Consider the following 22,665-nt stretch of genomic DNA (forward strand, 5'->3'; position numbering starts at 1 on the left):
CTTATCTTCAAGCATTCATTTGCTCTTGCACCCAAGCAGAAACTTGAGCCAGTGCCTCAGCCAACTTTGACGGATCGTTGCCGCCAGCCTGAGCCATATCAGGCCGACCGCCGCCTTTGCCGCCGACTTTAGTCGCCACAAAATTAACCAGATCACCGGCTTTTACACGGCCCATCTGATCTTTGGAAACACCTGCACACAGCATGACCTTATCGCCCTCGACGACTGCCAGCACGATTGCAGAGCTGCCTAATTTGTTTTTCAGCTGATCCACCATGTCACGCATGGACTTAGGATCAACGTCATCAAGTTTAGTGGCCAACACTTTGATCCCATTGACATCGATGGCCTGAGAGCTGAGCTCACCGCCTGCTGAACTTGCCAGTTTCGATTTCAGCCGCTCCAGCTGTTTTTCCAACGACTTATTCTTTTCTATCAGCTGCTCGACCTTGTCAGATGCCTTGTCCGCCGAACTTTTCAAAAGCCCCGCAATACTGCTCAATGCTTTATCGCGACTTTCGATCCAGTCGATACAGACACTGCCAGTAACCGCCTCAATACGTCTGACGCCAGCAGCAATACCCGTTTCGCTGATTATCTTAAAGCAACCTATATCGCCTGATCGCTCAACATGCGTACCGCCGCACAGCTCGGTTGAGAAGTCGCCGATTTTTAAGACCCTGACTTCGTCGCCATATTTTTCGCCGAACAAGGCCATGGCTCCGGCATTCATAGCTTCATCTTTTGCCATAATCTGCGCAGAAACAGGATTATTCATGCGGATCTGCTCATTGACCAGGCGCTCAACAGTACTGATTTCGTCAGCCGTTACCGGCTCAAAATGGGAAAAGTCAAAACGCAAGCGCTCCGGGTTAACCAGTGAGCCTTTTTGAGCCACATGCTCGCCCAAGACTTTTCTTAATGCCGCATGCAACAAATGCGTGGCAGAGTGATTCAATTCGGTTGCTTTTCTATCTGCTGCACTGACACGCGCATCGCACAATTGTCCCTTGTTTAGTGTTCCGGCAGTCACCCTACCTTTATGCAAGAACAGATTACTGCCCTGCTTTTGTGTATCGGTAACTTCAAATATTGCACCACCGGCTTCAATTTTGCCGCAATCACCTACCTGACCGCCGGATTCAGCATAGAAAGGCGTCTTATCCAGAACCACAATGCCTTCATCGCCTTCTTTGAGGCTATCGACCGGCTGACCTTTTTGGTACAGACCTATGATATGCACCTGATCATCGAGTTGTCCGTAACCGGTAAATTCGGTCTGCACGTCCAGCTTGATATCCTGATCGTAATCGGCCCCGAAACTGCTGGCCAGCCGCGCTCGTTCCCGTTGCTCAGACATAGCCATTTCAAATCCGGCGTGATCGACAGTGAGATTGTTTTCACGGGCAAAGTCAGCCGTCAAATCCACTGGAAAACCATAAGTATCATAAAGCTGAAATACAGTCTCGCCAGGAATCACAGAGCCTTCCATTTTGGCCACGCAGGCTTCAAGGATTTTCATGCCTTGTTCCAAGGTTTCAGCAAAACGCTCTTCTTCCTTTTTCAGTACGCGTTCAACCTGTGCCTGCCCGTTTTTAAGCTCAGGGTAAGCTTCGCCCATTGCTTCGACCAGTGGGGCGACCAATTTGTAGAAAAACACCTCACGGATACCTAGACGATAACCGTGGCGAATAGCCCGGCGAATGATGCGCCGCAAGACATAACCACGTCCCTCATTTGAAGGCATGACGCTATCAGCCACTAAGAAGGCGCAGGAACGGATATGATCGGCGATCACGCGCAATGAACTTTGCGTTAAATCATGGGTTCCGGCAATCTCGGCCGCAGCCCGCAGCAATTTCTGAAACAGATCAATCTCATAATTGCTGTGTACGCCCTGCATTACCGCAGAAATCCGCTCAAGCCCCATGCCGGTATCAACAGAAGGTTTGGGCAGTGGATGCAAATTGCCTTCACTGTCGCGATCATATTGCATGAATACCAGGTTCCAGATTTCGATATATCTGTCGCCGTCTTCATCCGGCGAACCTGGAGGGCCGCCGGCAATTCCTTCGCCGTGATCATAGAATATTTCAGTACAAGGCCCGCAAGGCCCTACGTCGCCCATAGACCAGAAATTATCCTTGGCGCCGATTCTTGAGAATCGGTTTGGATCAATCCCAACATCCTGAAGCCATATTTTTTCCGCTTCGGAGTCTTCCTCAAAAACAGTCACCCATAATTTCTGCGGCGGAATATCCAACTCTTTCGTTAAAAATTCCCAGGCATAATAAATCGCTTCTTTCTTGAAATAGTCGCCGAAACTGAAATTGCCCAGCATTTCAAAAAAGGTATGATGGCGCGCCGTATAACCGACATTTTCCAAATCGTTATGCTTGCCGCCCGCCCTGACGCAGCGCTGACTAGTCACCGCCCGGTTATAATCACGGTGCTCTCTGCCTAGGAATACATCTTTAAACTGCACCATGCCGGCATTGGTGAATAACAATGTCGGGTCATTGCCGGGCACCAGGGAGCTTGAAGGCTGTACAGAATGTCCTCGTTCACGAAAGAATTCCAGAAAAGCAGTGCGCAGTTCTGAGCTAGTCATTTTTTTCATGGTAATGGTAAATAAATGATTTTTAAAACTAAAATTTATTCTTGTTAATATTCAAATGGTCAAGCAAAGCGCTGATCATTTCACCAGTAAAGCCGCGGTGCAACAAAAATCGACTGCGTTTAGCCCACTCGTTTCTGTCCAGATTCTTTTTATGGTTGTATTTTTTGTTGTAAACCTGTTCCAGCAAGTCCATCCAGCTACTGGCAGACGCCTGCAAAACTGCGTCTAAATCAATCTCGTCAACACCATTTTGCCGCAGTTCATATTCAATACGAACAGGTCCGTAGCCTTTCTGTATGCGGTAGCGAGCGTAGTTCTGCGCATAACGTTGATCATCCTGCCAGCCTTGCTGTGCCAATTCATCAATGACAGCCGATACATCTTCCCTATCAAAGCCTTTGCCTGTCAGCTTGTTGAGCAATTCTTTCCGGCTGTGATCTCTACGGGCCAGCAATCGCAGGCAAGTTTCTTTAATATCCTTATGAACGTCATTCACAACAGGCTATGAGGACTAAATGGACTATTCGCTTTCATCAGTAAAGCTAGGTTCCTCACTGAACTCGACTCTTCGGCCGAACGCTTCGGCCCGTATTTTGTCTTCGATCTCTTTGGCCATGTCGGGATGCTCTTTCAGGAAGGCTTTGGCATTGTCCCTGCCTTGGCCGATTTTTTCATTACCGTAACTATACCAGGAACCCGATTTTTGAATAAAACCGTAATTGACTCCTAAGTCAACCAACTCACCCAGAAACGACACGCCTTCGTTATACAAAATCTCAAATTCGGCCTGCTTGAAAGGCGGAGCGACTTTGTTTTTAACCACTTTTACGCGGGTTTCATTGCCTATCACTTCCTCACCTTTCTTAACCGAACCGATGCGTCGGATATCCATCCGCACTGAAGCATAGAATTTAAGCGCATTACCGCCGGTTGTGGTTTCCGGACTGCCGAACATGACCCCGATTTTCATCCTGATCTGGTTGATAAAAATAACCAGTGTATTGGAGCGTTTGATATTGGCAGTCAATTTCCTTAATGCCTGGGACATTAAACGTGCCTGTAGGCCCATGTGCGAATCGCCCATATCGCCTTCAATTTCGGCTTTAGGCGTCAAGGCCGCGACCGAGTCGACGACGACCACATCAACAGCGCCTGAACGCACCAGCATATCGGTGATCTCCAAGGCTTGTTCGCCAGTGTCGGGCTGGGACACCAACAAATCATCGACATTGACGCCGATTTTTTCGGCATAACCAGGGTCCAACGCGTGCTCGGCATCGACAAATGCCGCCGTACCGCCGAGCTTTTGCATTTCAGCGATGACTTGCAGTGTCAAGGTAGTCTTACCGGAAGATTCAGGCCCATAAATTTCCACGATACGGCCGCGAGGCAAGCCTCCACAACCCAGCGCAATGTCCAAGCTCAGAGAACCGGTAGAAACCACTTCGATATCACGCGCGGCGGCCACATCGCCCATGCGCATGACAGAGCCTTTGCCGAACTGTTTTTCTATCTGCATCAGCGCTGCGCCCAGCGCTTTCTTCTTGTTCTCGTCCATTGTTTATGTCCTGTATGTAAAGAAGTATTACCCAATCGAACTGTTTATTATCACATAGAGATATGCATTCGGATAGTTTTGATTTTCAAATCAAGATTTATCTTTATGATATTAAATTGCTTCATTTTTAGACAGCATAGTCCAAGCGAGTTCCGCCATGTTCTTTGAGCCTCCGCCTTCGCCCAACTGCGCTTTAACCTGGGTTAAATTGTCGCGCATCGCATCGGCATAGACCTTGTCGGTCAAAATCCGGTTAACTTCCGCAGCCAGATTTTCCGAAGTCGCTTCATGTTGAATAAACTCCTTTACGATCCCTCTGCCGGCAATAATGTTGGGCAATCCAATAAACTGCGTCTTTACCAGCCATCTGCCAAGTATGTAGGTCAGCGATGAAAGCTTATAGGTGATAACCATAGGCACGATTAATAAAGCAATTTCCAGCGTTGCCGTGCCCGAAGTCGTCATGACTACATCGCAGCATTGAATCACATCATAAGGCTGATTTTTTACCGTAATAATTTTAACCGGCGACTGACTCAAATACGCTTCAAGTAAGGCATCGCTGATCGAGTCGGCCTGAGGCAGCAGAAACTGGACTTCATGCATATCATTTTGAATTTCTTCGGCGGCTTTCAGCATGACCGGCAGCATGCGCTTGATCTCATTGGCGCGACTTCCCGGCAATAGGCCGATAATCGTCTTTTTTTGATCCAGCCCAAAACGCACTAAATCTTCTTCCTTCGAATGCTGGGCGTGGACTTTGTCGACAGACGGATGCCCAACATAACGAACCGGCACACTTTCGGCTTCATAATAAGCCGTCTCAAAAGGAAAGATAACGGCCATCATATCGATCACTTCGCCGTATTTCTTGACTCGCCCGGGGCGCCATGCCCATATCTGTGGACTGACATAGAACAATACTTTGATACCGCATTGCTTGGCATATCGCGCCAGTTTGAAGTTAAACTCCTTATAATCGACGCAAACCAGCAAATCAGGTTGCTCATCGGAGATTAGCTTCTGCATGAGCTTTAATGCGCGGCGGATTTCGCCATAATGCTTTATAACCTCGACAAGACCGATTACGGCGATATTCGATGAATCATAGCGAACATCGATACCCGCCTGAGCCATTTTTGCGCCGCCCATGCCAATGCCTTGGATATCAGGCCGATATTTGCGCAATTCCAGAAACATATTGGCAGCATGCTGATCACCCGAGGATTCGCCAGCGCTAAACAGGACAGTTAAGGGTTTGTTGTGTGACAAGAAATAACCTATTAAGTAAATAATATCAGCGACTACCAAACAAAAGGCCGACTAAGAGCCGGCCTTTATTGGTATTGCGTCAGTTTTTATCGCTTGATCAATCCTGCGATAAGTTTAAGCGGTTAAAACCTCACGGATAACACTGACAATTTCTTTGATAGTCGCATCAGCCAGATAAGGACAGATCGGCAGCGAGAAACAATTGGCCGCAACAGACTCAGTCACAGGCAGGCTCAATTCCGCGCACTCCTCTTTGAAAACGTTTTGCTTATGCAATGGCACCGGATAATACACGGCGCAGCCTATTTGCTTGTCCTGCAAGGCTTTTATCACATCATCCCGGCGATCGCACAGCAAGGTATACTGATGATACACGTGCTCGCCCAGACCATCTTCAAACGGCGTCGCCAATGGCAAGTCAGCCATTAATTCCGAGTAAAGATGCGCGGCATGACGGCGGCCTTTATTGTACTGATCGATCCGTTTCAGCTTGGCTCTCAGAATTACCGCCTGCATGTCATCGAGGCGGCTGTTATAGCCAATGACATCATGATAATAACGTACGTCGGAGCCGTGGTTGCGCAGCTGCTTAATCTTGGCAGCGGTTTCATCGGAGTTTGTCGTCACCAGACCGCCATCTCCGAAGGCGCCCAGGTTTTTGCTCGGAAAGAAGCTGAAGCCAGCCGCATGCCCGATAGCGCCGGTCTGTTTGCCATTGATGCTGGCGCCGAATGATTGACAGCAATCTTCGATCAGCTTCAGATTGTGTTCATCGCATAGCTTTTGAATTTTAGCCATGTCAGCCGGCTGGCCAAACAAATGCACGGGCATCACCGCTTTAGTTTTAGGCGTAATGGCTTTTTCTATGGCTTCCGGCGAGATATTGAAAGTCTTTGGATCGATATCGACAAAGACCGGCTTGGCGCCGACGTATTTGATCGCTTCGGCCGTAGCAATAAAAGTGAAGGCGGTAGTGATGACTTCATCACCAGCGCCGATGCCTTCCGCAATCAATGCCAGATGCAGGGCATCGGTTCCTGAAGCCACGCCGATGGCATGTTTGACCCCCAGATATTCAGCCGCTTCTTTTTCAAATGCCTGTACATTAGGGCCTAGAATAAACGAGCAGTTTGCTATTGTCTCAGCCAGCCCTTGCTCAATTTCGTCTTTAATTTCAGCGTATTGAGCCTTCAGGTTTACCATTGGTATCATATTGTTATTGCCTTTTATTTATTCAGAAAATCTTATAGCGTAATATAAAAAGTGCGGTTATTTATCGCCCAACAAGCGCGTAATCTGTATCGCCGTCTCGAGTGCTCTTTTGCCGGCTTCACCGGACACCAGAGGATTCTCGCCGGTATGAATGCAATTGATGAAATGCTTGATTTCTTCCAGCAAGGCGTCGCCGCTTTCAAACACAGATTCTTCGGTTTCTATTTCGGGAATACCGGGGAACATTTCTTTGGTGCCGGTACGGTGCTTGGTCAGAATACGGTTTTGGAAATCGACCGAAACATATGAATCGGGACGGAACATGCGCATTTTGCGCTCCATCTTCATGCTGATGCGACTGGCGGTCACGTTGGCCACGCAGCCGTTTTTAAATAACAGCCTGGCGTTGGCGATGTCCGTGCCCTGGGTCAGCACCGGCGTGCCGCTGGCATCGATGCGCTCTACTTCGGAATCTACCAAGGCCAGGATAATATCGATGTCATGAATCATTAAATCCAGCACCACGCTGACATCATTGGCGCGCGGGTTAAAAGGCGATAAGCGATGAGATTCGATAAACAGCGGCTTTTGTTCGTTATCGAGCCCCAATACGGCCGGATTAAAACGCTCCAGATGCCCTACCTGCAAAATCAAGTTTTTTGCCCTGGCAATCGCTATCAATTCGTCGGCTTCCTCAACCGTTACGGTAATCGGCTTCTCCACCAGCACATGCGCGCCATTTTCAAGAAAATCCTTTGAAACCTCATGATGCAGCGTCGTTGGTACGACAATACTTACGGCATCGACTTCGCCAAGCAGCGGTTTGTAGTCTGTCAGCGCTTTGGCGCCATATTGCCCGGCAACATCTCTAGCCGCCGCTTCATTAATGTCAACAACAGCAACCAGCTCGCAATCAGGCAATGATGCGTATTTCTGTGCGTGGAACTTCCCCAAATAGCCTGTACCAATAACAGCGCATTTTATTTTTTTCATGTAATTACTTTATATTTAGTTCAACTTGCACCCCAACAAGAAGGCTTGATAACAACAGAAATTTCGCGATGTCATCTGCTCTGTTACGGGATAAAACCGGGTATTGTAAACCATCAGCCTATATTCAGAAAATTTTGTACAGCCGCCCTATTCGCAATAAAGTCAAACACTTTTCAGTTTTATTGCCTCATCTACGAACTTGAGCTGTTAAATAATAATCCAAAGCAAATCGATATTTACAACCCTAAGACGCAGCCTGTGTAAAAATGATTACGAGTGGGTATGCTGAGACTCTTTTTCTTCCGCAATCTTGCGGGCGCTAATATCGACACCCAAAGTCAAAATAACCATCTCGTTATTCTCGTCATTGGATTTCAGTAGCGTGTGCAACCAAGAGACATTCAGCAACTTACTGGATTCAGTCAATAAGAAGCCGTCAACCTGAAACCGGCCGGAACCCAAATCGCCCGCTCTTAATTGGTTCAACTTGTTTAGGTGCTCCTTGTCCGATTCCGGCAGGAAAGCATCAAACACTTTGCCGATTATAGATCGGCTATCGGACTCAAACTCATCAACGCCGGCCTGATTGATGGTTAAAATTATGCCGTTCAATTTTTGGGTAATAATAATAATGGGCGCCGCTTCAACTAATTGCCGGATAAAATCCCTCTCTTTTCCGAGAGCCTGGCTTTTTTCCAGCAATTTGAGCGTATTACGGCGCACCGCCAACTCCAGAGACTCCAATTGGTCCGACAAGGTTAAGGCCGTATCATTTAATTTATCCAACTCATCGTAGCCCAGATTAGAAAAATTTTTTATCGCTATCTGTTGCTTAAATGCCTCGTATTGATTCTGCGATAATAAAGGCAAAGCCTGTGAAAGTTTCGTAACGCGGCGCAACAACAAATGCAGAACCACTACCAGCGATATAAGGGAAACCAAAAAACTGACAGCCCCCTGAAACCAGACTTGCTTCAGATCATCCTTAAAGCCTTTGAAATCAGCAGTAATGTCATCGACAAACAGAAAAAAGGGCGGCCCTGCCGCCTCTTGATGAACGGGGAAAACTCTAACCTCAAAAACAGCATTATCCAGTTTTATCGTCTTGCTGTGCTCCAACAGCTCATCAATCTTGAAATGTCTGGAGATATAGTCATATACCGGTATATTTTTTTCAGGCAATGTCATGCCAGATAGTTTATAAGGCCATTGATGCTCACCTGTCGCTTCATCCATGATTAAAAGACCGATATCCGAATGCGTTGCCCGCTTGTATTTAATGATAACGTCGGCAAATGACCGAATGACGCTAAAAGCACCGGTTATTTCGGAGTCTGCCATAACCGGCGTAATAGTCTGCTGAAAACACGTGTGGGGGCAAAAAATCTGATGCGCCGGCGCTTCATTGCTCAGAACTTGCTTGACGGCCGAATTTACGGCAACCAGTTGACTGCCCCAGGACTTTACAGGCTGTGCTTGTCTGTCGAAAAAAGTGACATTTTCCATGTCCCAACTGAACTGCCATTTCGACAAAGTTTCATCCAGCACCGATAATGTTTGGTTTCGCGACTTGTCGTGAGACGAGAGAAGATCGATCAACGACAACAGTTCACCAAATTGCTCTAGCACTAAAAATGAGTCTTCAGTTAGCGCTATAGCGATATTGATATGATTATTTTGAATTTTTTTTCGGCCTATCTCAAAATTATCTATAGCTTCCAGATAGGAAAAATAGGAAAAAACGCTATGCAATATCAAAAAGACACTACCAAACAGAATAGCTAACTTCCATCTCAAACTAAAAAAGATTCCCTTGATATGCATCTGCTTAACTAAAACCTGAACGATAATTGCAATCCATACAAATCCCAATCCTGAATAAGCGAACTGGTGACGGGATTATCCGCCAGAGGCAACCAGGCCGTACCATGAACGCTATGATATTCTGCTCTTAACATCCACGATGCTGCCGGGTCCCAGCGCAGACCAAACATCCAATCATTAGCATAGGCAATATGATTGGGCAATCTGCTATTAGCAAAGCGTTGCCCATGCTTATCATCTATATCGTTATAAATAACATCATAACGAACATTCGCTTGCAACTGCGGCAAAATCTGATATCCCCCCTGAATATACCAACTTTCCGTAATCGATTTAGAATCTGGAAGAGAATTTCCAAAGTCACTGATATTGTTCCAACGGTGGTCAAATTCGCCTGTTAACGAGAATTTTTCACCATTATATTGAGCAGAAAACACTAATGACTGAATATACGCCTCACCGTTTAATAACGTCTCGCCCGCTGCAGGCTGATATTCAAGGTCAATACTTCCGTAACTCACAGCAAAAATATATTCTCCACCATTAATCTCATAATTAAGCTGCGCAGCAACAGCCGGCTTCGACTGAAACTCGCCTTTAGCATCAGGACCGAGTATAGATGACCGTATCTCGCTGTTATTCCCTAACGGAATCCCGACATTAAGCTTGACGGAAAAATCTCCATAGAGCGTGCGCTGTTCAGCGTAAAGTGAGCCGCCATCCGAAGATACCAATAGCGAGCGTGAACGTTCGAAATAGATTCCCTGAGGCAATAATATAGTCGGATGCGTAAAAGAGACATCCCGAGTTTCATTATATAAACCGAACGGTGTCTTAATCCGGCCGGCGCGCATGCCGACCCTGCCGCTCTCATAATTCAACAACGCTATGTCAACCAGGCCATAATCAAGGTTTACGCTGCCCCGGTCCAAATCGCCATTGCGTCGATATAGACCTTGAGCCGTAAACCTTAATCGATCAAGCGGTTGATAGGAGCCATTCAAACCTATTTCGGTCAATCCGGGACTGATGCCATCGTCACTTTGCCCAAAAATATTATTGTCGGATGAATGAAAAAAGCCCTGCGTTAAAAAACCATGAAACTCAATTTCATCCGGCATAATACCGGCTTGTACGATGCCGGACACGCAGAATACGCCCAACAACAAGATGCCGTTATTGGTATTCAAACAAGCGTATTTTTTCATTGTCCGGCCTGCTATTTAAATACCCGATTGCATAAGGGGTATTCGCTATTTTATCAATCATTTCCTGTTCTGAATCCAACTGAACGGGTGTCGCGCCTGTCCCTGAAAAAAGCATTCTGTCCCATATCCTCCTGAGTTGATGAGGAAACATATCAAGATTATTTTTAACGAAATCCTTATGCAGGAGGTCAGTGTCAGATAGAGTAAAGACCTTTATTTGCTCGCCATTAGGCCAGAATCGTTGCCGCATCATAAAGATGGCGCGCGCATCTGCCAGCGTATATTGCTTTGAGGGTACTGTTTGATTGACAACTATTTCAGCCGCATTGACCGAGGAACTACCGATTGCCGAGACGATAATGCCGACTTTTATGAAACTGGTGAGTTTTTCATAGACATACGGATGCAACGTAAAAAGTTCCATTAATTTCTATCTAACCGCATGAGCCTCTATAGACGCGTTTACCAACTCTGATTCTAGTGTTTGCAGCTACCTATTCTCACTTCTAACACTAAAAACAAAAAGTCCGTACGCCAAGGTCTAATGCCAGCCCCCATATTGCTTAGTAGGATCGCCCTTGAAACCGGCTGTCGTGTTTTTGCCGCTAGCCGTTTTGCTTTGTGAAATTGCGTTGATCGCTGCTCTGGCCATGTTTTCTTTGGTTACGCCGCCCAGATCTCGTGCTGAGCGCACCACTAATGAAGACATGGGGGTGATATCTTGCTTCACTGCCATAGGGTCGAGGACTACTGCTTCCAATAATTCATCGTGCCCCTCAATTTCTAGAAAAACCGGATAAGCGGTATTAGCCGGAATATCCGCCGAGTATCTGGAGTCTCCGTTAAGTGTTACCAAGGTTATTGCGGCGCCATTTTTATCCTTGATTATAACCTTACCACTGGTTATCGGCCCGTCTCTATCTGTGACAATTCCCTCAATACGGGAATAATTTCCAGCAGCCCCCCCCTTATCATTTGATGACTCGCCGCAACCGCCTAAAAGCAGCAGCATCGCAACAATGGCAAATTGAAACATGTATTTCATTATTTACTCTCACTGAACTTTGTCCAACGCAAACGGTTGGCGTTTGAAACCACAGTCACAGAAGACATAGCCATTGCTGCGCCTGCAATCATCGGATTCAATAAAATTCCAAATAGCGGATATAGCAGGCCTGCCGCGACAGGAATACTGATTGTATTATAGAAAAAAGCGCCTAGCAGATTCTGTTTTATATTGACCAAAGTGGCTTTGGACAATTCGACAGCTTCAGGCACTTTCAATAACGAACCCTGCAAAATTACCACATCGGCGCTCTCAATCGCGACATCGGTACCGGTACCGATAGCCAGCCCGACATCGGCCTGAGCCAATGCAGGCGCATCATTAATGCCGTCGCCGACCATGCCGACGATTTCCCCTTGCTGCTGCAACGCTTTCACCACCGCCGCCTTATCCTGCGGCAATACCTGAGCCCTCACTTCAGAAATGCCTGCCTGGCGCGCAATGGCCTGGGCTGTGACTTCATTGTCGCCCGTCACCATTATCAGACGGATGCCCTGGCTTTTCATAAGCCGTACAGCTTCCGCCGAATCTGCCTTAATAGGGTCGGAAACGGCGATAATGCCGACGACTTTCTGATCCACTGCCAACAGCATCGGCGTCTGACCCAACGCTGCAAGCTTTTCCAGCTTGCTATTATGCCTGGAATATTTAATACCTTTCTGATCCATCAAGGCCCTGTTGCCGAACAGTACGGACTGTTCATTAAGCTGCGCCGCTACGCCATGCCCTATAACCGCCTCAAACTTTCTGGCTTTTTCCAGCTTGAGCTTTCTTTCTTCCGCGGCTGATAAAATAGCTGCCGCCAACGGATGCTCAGAGCCTGCTTCAAGGCTTGCAGCCCATCGCAAGATCACCTCGTCGCTGTAATCGCCTATCGGTTCAATAGCTGAAACAACGGGTTTGCCCTCAGTCACGGTGCCAGTTTTATCAAGGACTATACAGGTCAGCTTGCCTGCCGTCTGCAATGCCTCGCCATTGCGAATCAAAATCCCTGATTGGGCGGCTCTGCCGACTGCGACCATGACCGAAATGGGCGTCGCCAACCCCAGCGCGCACGGACAGGCAATAACCAGAACCGTCATGGATGTCACGAAGGCGTAACCCAATGCGGGTTCAGGCCCCCATGCGTACCAGATCAAGAACGTCATCAGTGAAAGTGCGACCACTGACGGCACAAAAACAGCCGAGATCTTGTCCGCTAAGCGGGCGATTTCAGGTTTGCTGCTCTGCGCCTGACGCACGCTTTTAATGATTTGTGCCAATGCGGTATCGCGGCCAATGCGCGTTGCTTTGAACAGGAAGCTGCCGTTCTGGTTTATTGTGCCGGCGGCAACCTCTGACCCAGCTATTTTTTCTACCGGCAGCGGCTCGCCTGTCAACATGGATTCATCAACAGTGGAATGCCCTTCAAGCAGTACGCCGTCCACCGCGATTTTTTCGCCGGGCCTTACTCTCAAGGTTTCGCCCAGTCCCACCTGCTCAATGGGAATATCCGTTTCCACGCCATTTCTGATCACGCGCGCCGTACGCGGCTGTAGACCGATTAACTGGCGAATGGCGCCGGAGGTCTTGCCCCTTGCCCGCATTTCCAGCGCGGACCCGAGATTGATAAAGGCCAGAATGACCACAGCCGCTTCAAAGTAAGCATGTTGAGCCAGAGAAGGCAGCGTGTCGGAATAGTCGATTATGATGGTGGAATAAAGCCACGCCGAGCCCGTACCTAATGCGATCAGCGTATCCATATTGGCCTGGCCCAAACGTAACAGCTTGATGGCGCCACTGAAGAAATGGCCGCCCGAATAAAACAGGATAGCAAAGGTAATCAGCGCGACTTCCGGCCAGAACCACTGCCCTGTCGCCGAACCGATTTCCGGCAGCCAGCCGAAATGATCGCCGAGCATGAGCGGCAGGCCGATAACTGCGGACACGGCTGCTTTCTTCATCAGATTCCGGTAGCGTTGCAGTTCCAGTTCTTCCTGCTCGGTTATATCTTCGAGACCCTCCATCACCGCTGCGTCATAACCGGCTTCCCTGGCAGCCCGCGTTAAAACGTCGGGATCGGCCTGCCCTTTCACCATTGCCGAGTGATCGGCAAAATTAACGCTGACCGATGTCACGCCGTCTACCGCTGCCAAAGCACTCTCAACAGCACTCACGCAGCCCGCGCAGCGCATGCCCAGAATTGACAGCCGCAATTCTTTCTCTGTCATATTAGAAGTCACTTGCGCGTTCATAAATTACCCGGCCTGATAAAGATGTTTATCCACTAATAACAGCTACCGCTACTCTACGCTAAAGCCTGCTTCAGTAATGGCTTCCTCAATCGCATCCAGATCCGTTTTTTCAGCGTCATATTCAACGCTGACTTCATTATCTTTGGCGGATGCTTTAACCGATAAAACACCTTCGACAGCCTTCAGCTTGTTTGTTACATTCGATTCGCAACCACCGCATTTCATGCCGGTGACAGTTAATGTTACTGATTCAGTCATTTCGCTCTCCTTAAATAATACTTTTCATCTTTAATATCATACTCGACTGGCAGCCGATAAGCATGATGTAAATTGACCGTTCCAATATGTTCGTTTGCTTTGCTATTTATCCTGATCATATTAACAGGGAAATATATTATTCCCGCTGAAAATCAAAGCTTCAAGTCTACCTTATCAGCCGGCTTTTTGATTCAAACAATAAATTTTGTTCCAATATTCAAAATTTAGTTTCTTACCTTGGATTAAAAGAATTAAAACGCTAGGTAAATATACTAATTGTAATGTCCTTATCGAACAGACCAAACCCTTTTTCAAATTAATATATTGTCCAGCCTGGGCAGTATCGGACGTATTGCAATAAAGAAGCGCTTGCCCAGTCAGCATTGACGTGCGGCATGACTTCGGCCATATTAACGGGCGAAGAGCCAACCGGAGAAGTGCAGCAATGCATTATCAACTATAATGACTGGAACATTTCGGCCAGACCATGGCTTTTCATGATCTGGATCTAAAGTTTTTTAGCAAAACCTATATCTAAGTATCAACTGGGCAAAAGATGTTCTGAGCAACATCATCTTTGATATAAACTGCCCGGCTTCCACATCGATAAATAACCATGCAATTAAACACGATTACCAACCAAACTATTGCGCTTGCCGGCATTGCGCAAGCAGCGGCGCTGGTTCAACAACTGGCAACAACCGGCACGGCCGATGCCGCCGCCATGGAAGCCAGCATTACCAGTATTTTAAAAATCGATTCCGATAGCGTTTCCGATGTTTATGGCGGTCTGTCCGGTGTAAAACTAGGGCTTGAACAACTTAATGAGCAAATGACCGGTTATAAAATTGTCAACCCTGAACAGGCGCGTTATTCCGCGTCCCTGGTTTTTCTGGAGAAGCAACTGTCCAGCCGTCCGGACATGATCAAGGCCATACGAAACGGCGTGGAAAAAGCCCAGATCCAAAGCGGGCATTTCGAACCGATGCATGAAAATGTACTGGCCAACCTTGGCGAGATATACCACAGCACCATCAGCACCCTGCAGCCGAGAATCATGGTCAATGGCAATCCGGCCTATATATCCCGGCCCGACATAGTCAATAAAATACGCGCATTGCTGCTGGCAGGCATTCGCTCGGCCATATTATGGAAACAATGCGGCGGCACCCGTTGGAAATTTCTGTTTTTCCGCAAAAAAATTCAAACCGAACTGGCAAGCCTGCTGAAACAAGTTTAACCGCCAACATGACAACTCTTATAGAAGCCGAGCATTTGTATCGCTATTACGGCAAGCATTGCGCCGTTCATGATGTCAGTTTTACCCTGTCCAAAGGCGAAGTTCTGGGTTTTCTGGGACCCAACGGCGCCGGCAAAACCACAACCATGCAGATGCTGTGCGGCAATCTGGCGCCCAGCGCCGGCCAGATTAAAATTAACGGTTTTGATCTGCTCGATCAACCCAGACCAGCCAAGCAGAGCCTGGGCTATTTACCCGATACACCGCCTCTCTACCGCGAACTGAGCGTGCAGGAATATTTGCATTACTGTGCGCAACTGCATGGCGTCCCGCGGCATTCGATCAGGCAGGCTGTCGATAAGGCCAAGGAGCGCTGCGGCCTTGGCGATGTCGCCGACCGGCTGATTACCAATCTGTCAAAAGGTTTTCAACAGCGGGCCGGTATCGCCCAGGCTATCCTGCACAACCCGGAAATCATCATACTGGATGAGCCGACCGTTGGCCTCGACCCTATACAGATCCGTGAAATCCGTGAATTGATCCGAGAGCTGGGCCAGGATCATGGGGTCATTCTGTCGACACATATTCTGACCGAAGTGCAGGAATCCTGCTCACATGTACAAATCATCCATCAGGGACGGCTGATTCTGAATGAAACCATCGCCGGACTTAACCGGCAAATGAATACGGGCACGTTGCGGGTCGCTACGCGTCTTGAGCCTAATGTAGGCGTATTATTGACATTGCCCGGCGTGACATCCATAGACAAAATAACCGAACATCAGATCAAAATCCATCACAGCATGACCGACAACACCGTTGAGCGAATTGCCGAGACCATTATCGCCTCGGGATGGGGTTTGCAAGAACTGACACCCGTAAAGCAATCGATGGAAGATATTTTTATTACCCTGACCCAAGAGCCGAAACAGATCGATTTATGATTCTAGCTATTGCTGCGCGTGAGTTTAAAACCCTGTTTTTATCGCCGATGGCCTGGACGATATTGGCTATCCTGCAATTTATCCTGGCTTTTTTATTCTTATCCCAGGTTGAAACCTTCACCATGCTCCAACCTAAGCTGACCGCTATTGAAGGGGCGCCGGGGCTGACCGATATTGTCGTCACGCCGTTGTTCGGCAACGCGGCCATCATCCTGTTACTGGCGACTCCCTTGTTGACCATGCGGCTGATCTGCGAGGAACGCCGAAACAAAACCCTGTCATTGCTGCTTTCCGCGCCTGTTTCCAACGGCGATATCATCATCGGCAAGTATCTGGGCACGCTCGGCCTGTTATTGCTGATTATCCTGCTGACCGCATTGATGCCGTTATCCCTGCTGGCGGGCGGCGAACTAGATTTCGGCAAATTATTCGCCAACATGCTGGCATTATTGCTGCTGGTTTCGACTTTCGCCGCCATCGGCCTTTTTGTATCCTGTCTGGCCGGCCATCCGACTGTCGCCGCCCTGGGCACATTCGGCCTGTTATTGGTGCTGTGGCTCATAGACTGGACCACGGGCATTGAAGACCAGCGCAGCGAATTGTTTGAATACCTGTCTCTGCTGAGACACTTTCAGAACATTCAAACCGGCCTGATCAGCAGCGCCGATATCAGCTATTTTCTGCTAGTTACCGGCACATTCATCCTGCTCAGCATTCGCAGACTCGATAACGACCGTTTACAAAAATGAAGATATCCCAACGCATACACCAGCGGATACGCTTGAAAAACCTGTTTCTGACGCTGGTCTTATTGAGCGCCATCGGCGGACTGGCTTGGTTAAGCAACCGCTATACGCTGGAAGCAGACATAACCGCCAATGCCGGCAACACGCTATCGCCCGCTTCCATCAGACTGCTCGCCTCCATGCCGGACCCAATAGCCATCACGGTTTACATGAAAGCGGATCAACCAATACGCAGTCAGATTGCGCAACTGATTGATCGTTACAAACGGCATAAACCCAACCTAAGCCTTGCTTTTATAGATCCTGACGCGCAGCCGGAGAAAACACGCGAACTGAATATCGGCGCGGCCGGCGCCATTCTGGTCGATTATCAGGGCCGTACCGAGAAAATAACCTTTGTTGATGAATCATCATTGACCAATGCCCTGCTGCAATTGGCCAATGCCCACGAGCGCTGGATCACCTTCCTGACCGGCCACGGCGAGCGCGCCATTGACGGACAAGCCAATTTTGATCTAGAGCAGTTCGGCAAGGAATTGGCCCGGCGCAAGATCAATGCCCAAACCATTAACCTGGCCACGCTGCCAGCCATACCCGACAACTCTGCCCTGCTGGTTATGACTGCCCCGGCCGTGCCGCTGCTGACCAATGAAATCGAGATTATCCATCGCTACGTAGAACAAGGCGGCAATCTGCTCGTGCTGACCGATCCTGACGCCAAGCATCTGGAGATATTGGAACAGCGCCTGGGCATACACCGATTGCCAGGCGCCATTATGGACGGCAGCACCAAGCTTTACGGCATTACCGATCCGAGCTTTGTCCTTGTCGCGGAATATGCGCAACACGCCGTTACCCAAGGCTTTCAAACCACGACGATCTATCCTGCGGCCGCGGCGCTGGAGATGGATGCGGAGTCGAATTTCCAAGCTGAAGCCCTATTCGACAGCGCGCAGCAATCCTGGACAGAAACCGGCCCTATCAACGGAGAGGTCCGTTTTGATGCCGACAGCGACGAAAAACAAGGCCCGTTGCCCGTAGCCTATGCATTGACGCGCACCGTCAATGGAAAAAACCAGCAACGCATCGTCGTTGTCGGCGACGGCGACTTTTTGTCCAATGCCTATATCGGCAATGTCGGCAATCTGGACATGGGCCTTAGAATCGTCAACTGGCTGATCCATGAAGACCAGTTTATCGACATCCCGGCCAAGACCGCTACCGATAAAACCCTGCAGTTAACGGAAACCTCCGTTGCGGTCATCGGTTTTGGCTTTCTGGTTGTCATACCGTTATTGCTAGCGGGCTCCGGTTTTTTCGTCTGGCGCAAACGCAAACAGCGGTAAAAACCGAATAAAGCTTCGCGTCTTCTGTATTCTTCGTAGTCTTATGCTTTAATAAATAAAATACAACTCCCTATAATGCTTTAGCTTTACTTTCATGCCTGAATTACCCGAAGTTGAAACGACCCGACGCGGCATAACGCCTTATATTGAAGGGCAAACCGTCAAACGCGTCATTATCCGCCAGCCCAGGCTGCGCTGGTCCGTACCGGAAAATCTCGAGCAAACCTTGAAAGGCCTGCGCATACAGACGGTTTCCAGAAGAGCGAAATATCTGTTGCTTGCGACCGATGCCGGCACGCTGCTGCTGCATTTGGGCATGTCCGGCAGTTTGCGGATCATCTCCGACAGCCAGACGGCCGGCAAGCACGACCATATCGACTTTATTTTCGCGGACGAAATCATCCTGCGCTTCAATGATCCGCGTCGGTTCGGCGCGGTGTTGTGGACGACGGAACCGGCCGAACAGCATCCCTTGCTCAAAGATTTGGGCCCCGAACCGCTGCTGGAGGATTTCAGCGGCGATCTTCTCTATGATCTGTCCAGAAACAAGAAAACACCCATCAAATCATTCATTATGGACAGCCACATTGTCGTCGGCGTCGGCAACATCTACGCCAATGAAGCCTTATTCATGGCTGGCATACACCCTGCACGCCAGGCAGGAAAAATCGCCTTGTCCCGCTATCAGAAACTGGCCGGCTGTATTCAAGTGATCTTGCGCCAGGCTATTGAACAAGGCGGCACGACGTTGCGCGATTTCGTCAATGAAGCCGGAAAGCCGGGTTATTTTCAGCAACAACTCAATGTCTACGGGCGCGTCGGACAGCCTTGCACCCGATGCCAACAGATTTTAAAGGAAATCAGACTAGCCAACCGGTCAACGGTATTTTGCAGTGACTGCCAGCGGTAGAGCGATAATCCGTCTCACTAGCCCGCAGATTAAGCGGCGGAATTCAAAAAAACCTGCGTAAAAGCCATTCTGAATTCCACTCACTTCGAATTTATTGGTTAAAGCTGATCGTTGCCTGCTGATTATTTAGAGGGAACGATGCCGTCCAATACACGGATGGGGCTGTCTTTCGAGCCGTAAAAAACCGGCAGATTGTTATCAGTATTTAACCGAAATGATCCAGTAATACCATTGACATCAAATTCGTAAGTCCCTTGACTCAGCCCGTAAACAGGCAGAGGAATAGTGCGTTCGAACGGCTCGATGACCTGAGCGCACACGGCAAAAGTTTGCAGCGGAACAAGCCCCAGCGCCACTTCGAATCGTCCCGCCGGCAGATTGGCTTCCGGTATGCCGAAGACAGGCTCGTAGCGTTGGCCGGCTTGCTCCAATTGATAACAGGGGTTAGGAAGATAGCCGCTCACCTTTAGAAATACTTGCACAGGACGAGAGCGAATTTTGATTACTTCGACTTTTTCTACTGTCGCCAATTGGGTTTCTGTCATGCCTGACAATGTCCAGGTACCGTCTTTTTCATTCCGTTGAAACCTGGCATCCCGATATTGCCCGACCTGCTCAGGCGTATCGACATGAGAGATTGCCAATGAATCGCCCTGCAACACGGGATTATCTGCTGCAAAGACGAGATGGATCGGTAGCAAAGCCGCGATTATGGCTAAATTTAGACGCATTATCTGCCTCCTGAAGTTTAAATTTGGATTGAATGAGGAATTTATAATATAGAGCATGCTAAAGCAGAGATATTTCAATCTATCTCAAACAGAATCTTATCCTTTATAGATTTCGATCAACAATGTAATTTTTCACAATAAGCAGTGTAATTTTTCACAATAAATACTGCGTTCCTTGAGCCTGATCATCAGACTTAGAAAATACGTAAACTACGGTCTGCTTCAAACCGGACCATTGCATACTCTCTCCAATACCAATTGCTTGAGGCATATGCAGTCAGCATTAATTTGCTTTATCCCTGTTACCCCTTATAATTGCCGCCTGCTTTCAGGTTCTGTCAGGTTTTTACCTGATGATTAAACGGGAAGTCGGTCAGGTCCTGCCAAAGCCGACGCTGCCCCCGCAACGGTAGATAAGTAAAAGAATCGTTAAAATGCCACTGTGTCATGCACGGGAAGGTGACGATTCAGGCCCATGCCACTTATAAGCCCGGAGACCGGCCCGAAAGTTTAATTCGGTACAGCGGAGGGCTGTCTACGAAAAAGACCGCACATCCCTGTCGTCTTCTTTTGTCCTCCGTTGTAATTACACACAACCTTGATGCGCGGGCGGCGCAGAGGACACATGCAAAAATTCATAGTCGGTTCATTAGTGCTGGCCGGTTTTAACAGCCCGTTACAGGCTCGGGAAACGCAGGCCGACAATTCACTCAATTTACCCGAAATGGTCATAACGGCCACACGAACGGAAACGCCGAAAGACCAGTTGGCGGCTGCATCAACAATTTATACGCGGACCGATATCGAACGTCTTCAATCCAAAACCCTGCCGGAATTATTAAGAAACACGACCGGCATCGATATGGCACAAAGCGGCTACGGCCAAAATACCAGCGTGTACATGCGCGGCACCAATTCCGATCATGTGCTGGTCCTGATCGACGGCATTAAAGTCGGCTCGGCAACTTTAGGCACGACACCGTTTCAGTTTATTCCCATCGACCAGATCGAACGCGTGGAGATCATCAAAGGGCCGCAATCGAGCCTGTACGGCTCGGAAGCGATAGGCGGCGTCATCCAGATTTTTACGCGCAAAGGCAGTCAGGAAGAAAAGCCCGGTTTCACGCTGGACGCCGGCGGCGGGTCATACGATACAATTAAGACTTCCGGCACGGTCAGCGGCAAATGGAAAAACAGCTGGTACAGCCTGGGCGCATCGCATTTCAACTCTCAGGGCTTTAATAACCGTGAACCGATTCCGGGGCGTTTCGGTTTCGATCAGCCCGACAAAGACGGCTACCGCAACACAGGCTTGAATGCGCGGCTTGGCCACCGCTTCGACAATAACGCCGAAGTAGAAGCGTTTTTCATGCGTGCCGAAGGCAAAAACGAATATGATGGCAACGCCCAGAATAAAACCAAATTCGTCGACCAGGTTGTCGGCGCCTCCGCCAGCATGGATTTTATGGAGGACTGGCGATCAACATTACGTTTAGGCCAAAGCCGCGATGACAGCGACCAGTTTGCGCCCGACGGTTCATTCACCAGCCGTTTCAACACGACGCGCTGGAACACCACCTGGCTGAATAATTTCACCTTATCTGATAACCATCAATTGATTGCCGGTACGGATTACCGCGTCGATGAAGTGGACAGCACAACGTCTTATAAGGAAAAGTCCCGTTATGATGTCGGCGTGTTCACGGAGTTGCACAGCCGCGTGCTGGATAATCACTTTGTCAATGCCTCGTTGCGCTGGGATGAAAATGAGGCTTTCGGCGATTATGTCACCGGCAATTTCGGCTGGCGCTATAACTCAGACTTCGGCATCAGCCCTTTTGCCAGCTTTGGCAATGCTTTCAAGGCGCCGACGTTCAACGATCTTTATTTTCCGAATTATGGCAATGCCAACCTGAAACCGGAAAAATCGACCTCGTTCGAAGCGGGGCTTGCCGGCGACCACTGGCTGCAATGGGAAGTGCGGGCCTATCATACCAACATCGACAACCTGATCACGCCGGTCACGAATCCGGTCACATTTCAATTCAGCGCGGAAAACATCGGCAAAGCGCAAATCGACGGTATTGAAGTTGAAATCAGCAAGCAGTGGCTGGGCTGGGACGGCAAACTGGGCCTCGATCTGTTAAGCCCCAAAAACCGGGAAACCAATGCCCGCTTGCCGCGACGCGCCGAGAAAACCCTGACATTCGACCTATCCAAATCGCTCGGATCGCTTGATGTGGGCACGCACATACTGGCCCAAGGTGACCGATTCGATGACATAGGCAATAAAACGAAAATAGCCGGTTACGTAACCGTCGACCTGCGGTCAGCCTATCATTTCAATAAAAACTGGATGCTGAGCGCGCAGCTCAATAACTTACTAGATAAAAATTATCAAACCATCAATACTTATAATACGGCGGATAGAAACTTCTTCCTGGCTATCCATTATAATAACTGACCACAAGCTGGATCTTAATCACTAACCCATTTGGAGATA

Annotated in this window: 19 protein-coding genes and 1 riboswitch; of the genes, 6 read left to right on the plus strand and 13 right to left on the minus strand. The window is 48.7% G+C overall.

Annotation, left to right across the window (positions count from 1 at the left end; all coding sequences use genetic code 11):
* Positions 1 to 7 precede the first annotated feature (7 nt).
* The 12 genes from alaS to ACTNE6_RS12785 form a co-directional block, all read right to left on the minus strand.
* Positions 8 to 2,620 (minus strand): alanine--tRNA ligase, encoded by a 2,613-nt coding sequence (alaS, locus tag ACTNE6_RS12730; RefSeq protein ID WP_442496990.1) that lies wholly within the window; start codon positions 2,618 to 2,620, stop codon positions 8 to 10.
* A gap of 28 nt (positions 2,621 to 2,648) precedes the next feature.
* Complete coding sequence (locus ACTNE6_RS12735; RefSeq protein WP_442496991.1) at positions 2,649 to 3,116, minus strand: regulatory protein RecX; 468 nt, start codon at positions 3,114 to 3,116, stop codon at positions 2,649 to 2,651.
* Positions 3,117 to 3,140: 24 nt separating this feature from the next.
* Positions 3,141 to 4,178, minus strand: a complete 1,038-nt coding sequence (gene recA, locus ACTNE6_RS12740) for a recombinase RecA (RefSeq protein WP_442496992.1) — start codon at positions 4,176 to 4,178, stop codon at positions 3,141 to 3,143.
* Positions 4,179 to 4,289: 111 nt separating this feature from the next.
* On the minus strand, positions 4,290 to 5,450 hold the full coding sequence (gene lpxB, locus ACTNE6_RS12745; RefSeq protein ID WP_442496993.1) for a lipid-A-disaccharide synthase: 1,161 nt from the start codon (positions 5,448 to 5,450) through the stop codon (positions 4,290 to 4,292).
* A gap of 114 nt (positions 5,451 to 5,564) precedes the next feature.
* Positions 5,565 to 6,662: a DegT/DnrJ/EryC1/StrS family aminotransferase gene (locus tag ACTNE6_RS12750; protein WP_194968385.1), complete on the minus strand. Its 1,098-nt coding sequence runs from the start codon at positions 6,660 to 6,662 to the stop codon at positions 5,565 to 5,567.
* A gap of 57 nt (positions 6,663 to 6,719) precedes the next feature.
* The gene (locus ACTNE6_RS12755) at positions 6,720 to 7,655 is read right to left on the minus strand and encodes a Gfo/Idh/MocA family oxidoreductase (RefSeq protein ID WP_331819557.1); all 936 of its coding nucleotides are present in this window, start codon (positions 7,653 to 7,655) and stop codon (positions 6,720 to 6,722) included.
* 270 nt (positions 7,656 to 7,925) lie between these two features.
* Complete coding sequence (locus ACTNE6_RS12760; protein WP_442496994.1) at positions 7,926 to 9,284, minus strand: cache domain-containing protein; 1,359 nt, start codon at positions 9,282 to 9,284, stop codon at positions 7,926 to 7,928.
* Between the two features lie 203 nt (positions 9,285 to 9,487).
* Positions 9,488 to 10,687 (minus strand): hypothetical protein, encoded by a 1,200-nt coding sequence (locus ACTNE6_RS12765; protein ID WP_442496995.1) that lies wholly within the window; start codon positions 10,685 to 10,687, stop codon positions 9,488 to 9,490.
* Positions 10,656 to 11,111: a hypothetical protein gene (locus ACTNE6_RS12770; RefSeq protein WP_442496996.1), complete on the minus strand. Its 456-nt coding sequence runs from the start codon at positions 11,109 to 11,111 to the stop codon at positions 10,656 to 10,658. Before ACTNE6_RS12770 ends, ACTNE6_RS12765 begins: the two co-directional genes overlap by 32 nt.
* A 117-nt stretch (positions 11,112 to 11,228) precedes the next feature.
* Positions 11,229 to 11,732 (minus strand): hypothetical protein, encoded by a 504-nt coding sequence (locus tag ACTNE6_RS12775; RefSeq protein WP_442496997.1) that lies wholly within the window; start codon positions 11,730 to 11,732, stop codon positions 11,229 to 11,231.
* Positions 11,732 to 13,987, minus strand: a complete 2,256-nt coding sequence (locus tag ACTNE6_RS12780; RefSeq protein ID WP_442496998.1) for a heavy metal translocating P-type ATPase — start codon at positions 13,985 to 13,987, stop codon at positions 11,732 to 11,734. The genes ACTNE6_RS12775 and ACTNE6_RS12780 overlap by 1 nt, the downstream gene beginning before the upstream one ends.
* A 48-nt stretch (positions 13,988 to 14,035) precedes the next feature.
* A complete protein-coding gene (locus ACTNE6_RS12785) occupies positions 14,036 to 14,245 on the minus strand; it encodes a heavy-metal-associated domain-containing protein (protein ID WP_194968391.1) in 210 nt (69 codons plus the stop codon).
* A 616-nt stretch (positions 14,246 to 14,861) separates the two neighbouring features.
* Here ACTNE6_RS12785 and hflD point away from each other — a divergent pair.
* The 5 genes from hflD (at position 14,862) to mutM (ending at position 19,431) form a co-directional block, all read left to right on the plus strand.
* Complete coding sequence (gene hflD / locus ACTNE6_RS12790; protein ID WP_194968392.1) at positions 14,862 to 15,485, plus strand: high frequency lysogenization protein HflD; 624 nt, start codon at positions 14,862 to 14,864, stop codon at positions 15,483 to 15,485.
* An 8-nt stretch (positions 15,486 to 15,493) separates the two neighbouring features.
* Complete coding sequence (locus ACTNE6_RS12795; protein WP_442496999.1) at positions 15,494 to 16,429, plus strand: ABC transporter ATP-binding protein; 936 nt, start codon at positions 15,494 to 15,496, stop codon at positions 16,427 to 16,429.
* Positions 16,426 to 17,178 carry an ABC transporter permease subunit gene (locus tag ACTNE6_RS12800; protein ID WP_194968394.1) on the plus strand — a complete coding sequence of 251 codons (753 nt, stop codon included), beginning with the start codon at positions 16,426 to 16,428 and terminating at the stop codon, positions 17,176 to 17,178. The genes ACTNE6_RS12795 and ACTNE6_RS12800 overlap by 4 nt, the downstream gene beginning before the upstream one ends.
* The gene (locus tag ACTNE6_RS12805) at positions 17,175 to 18,521 is read left to right on the plus strand and encodes a GldG family protein (RefSeq protein ID WP_442497000.1); all 1,347 of its coding nucleotides are present in this window, start codon (positions 17,175 to 17,177) and stop codon (positions 18,519 to 18,521) included. The genes ACTNE6_RS12800 and ACTNE6_RS12805 overlap by 4 nt, the downstream gene beginning before the upstream one ends.
* Before the next feature lie 94 nt (positions 18,522 to 18,615).
* Complete coding sequence (gene mutM / locus ACTNE6_RS12810) at positions 18,616 to 19,431, plus strand: bifunctional DNA-formamidopyrimidine glycosylase/DNA-(apurinic or apyrimidinic site) lyase (protein ID WP_442497001.1); 816 nt, start codon at positions 18,616 to 18,618, stop codon at positions 19,429 to 19,431.
* Positions 19,432 to 19,553: 122 nt separating this feature from the next.
* On the opposite strand, the gene ACTNE6_RS12815 is transcribed toward mutM, so the two are convergent.
* Positions 19,554 to 20,162, minus strand: a complete 609-nt coding sequence (locus ACTNE6_RS12815; protein ID WP_442497002.1) for a hypothetical protein — start codon at positions 20,160 to 20,162, stop codon at positions 19,554 to 19,556.
* Positions 20,163 to 20,475: 313 nt separating this feature from the next.
* A riboswitch (cobalamin riboswitch) is annotated at positions 20,476 to 20,682 on the plus strand.
* A gap of 105 nt (positions 20,683 to 20,787) precedes the next feature.
* On the opposite strand from ACTNE6_RS12815, the gene ACTNE6_RS12820 reads away from it, so the two are divergent.
* Positions 20,788 to 22,626 (plus strand): TonB-dependent receptor domain-containing protein, encoded by a 1,839-nt coding sequence (locus ACTNE6_RS12820; protein WP_442497003.1) that lies wholly within the window; start codon positions 20,788 to 20,790, stop codon positions 22,624 to 22,626.
* Positions 22,627 to 22,665 lie beyond the last annotated feature (39 nt).

It is taken from the genome of Methylobacter sp. sgz302048, from assembly GCF_052162025.1.
Taxonomy (GTDB): Bacteria; Pseudomonadota; Gammaproteobacteria; order Methylococcales; family Methylomonadaceae; genus Methylobacter.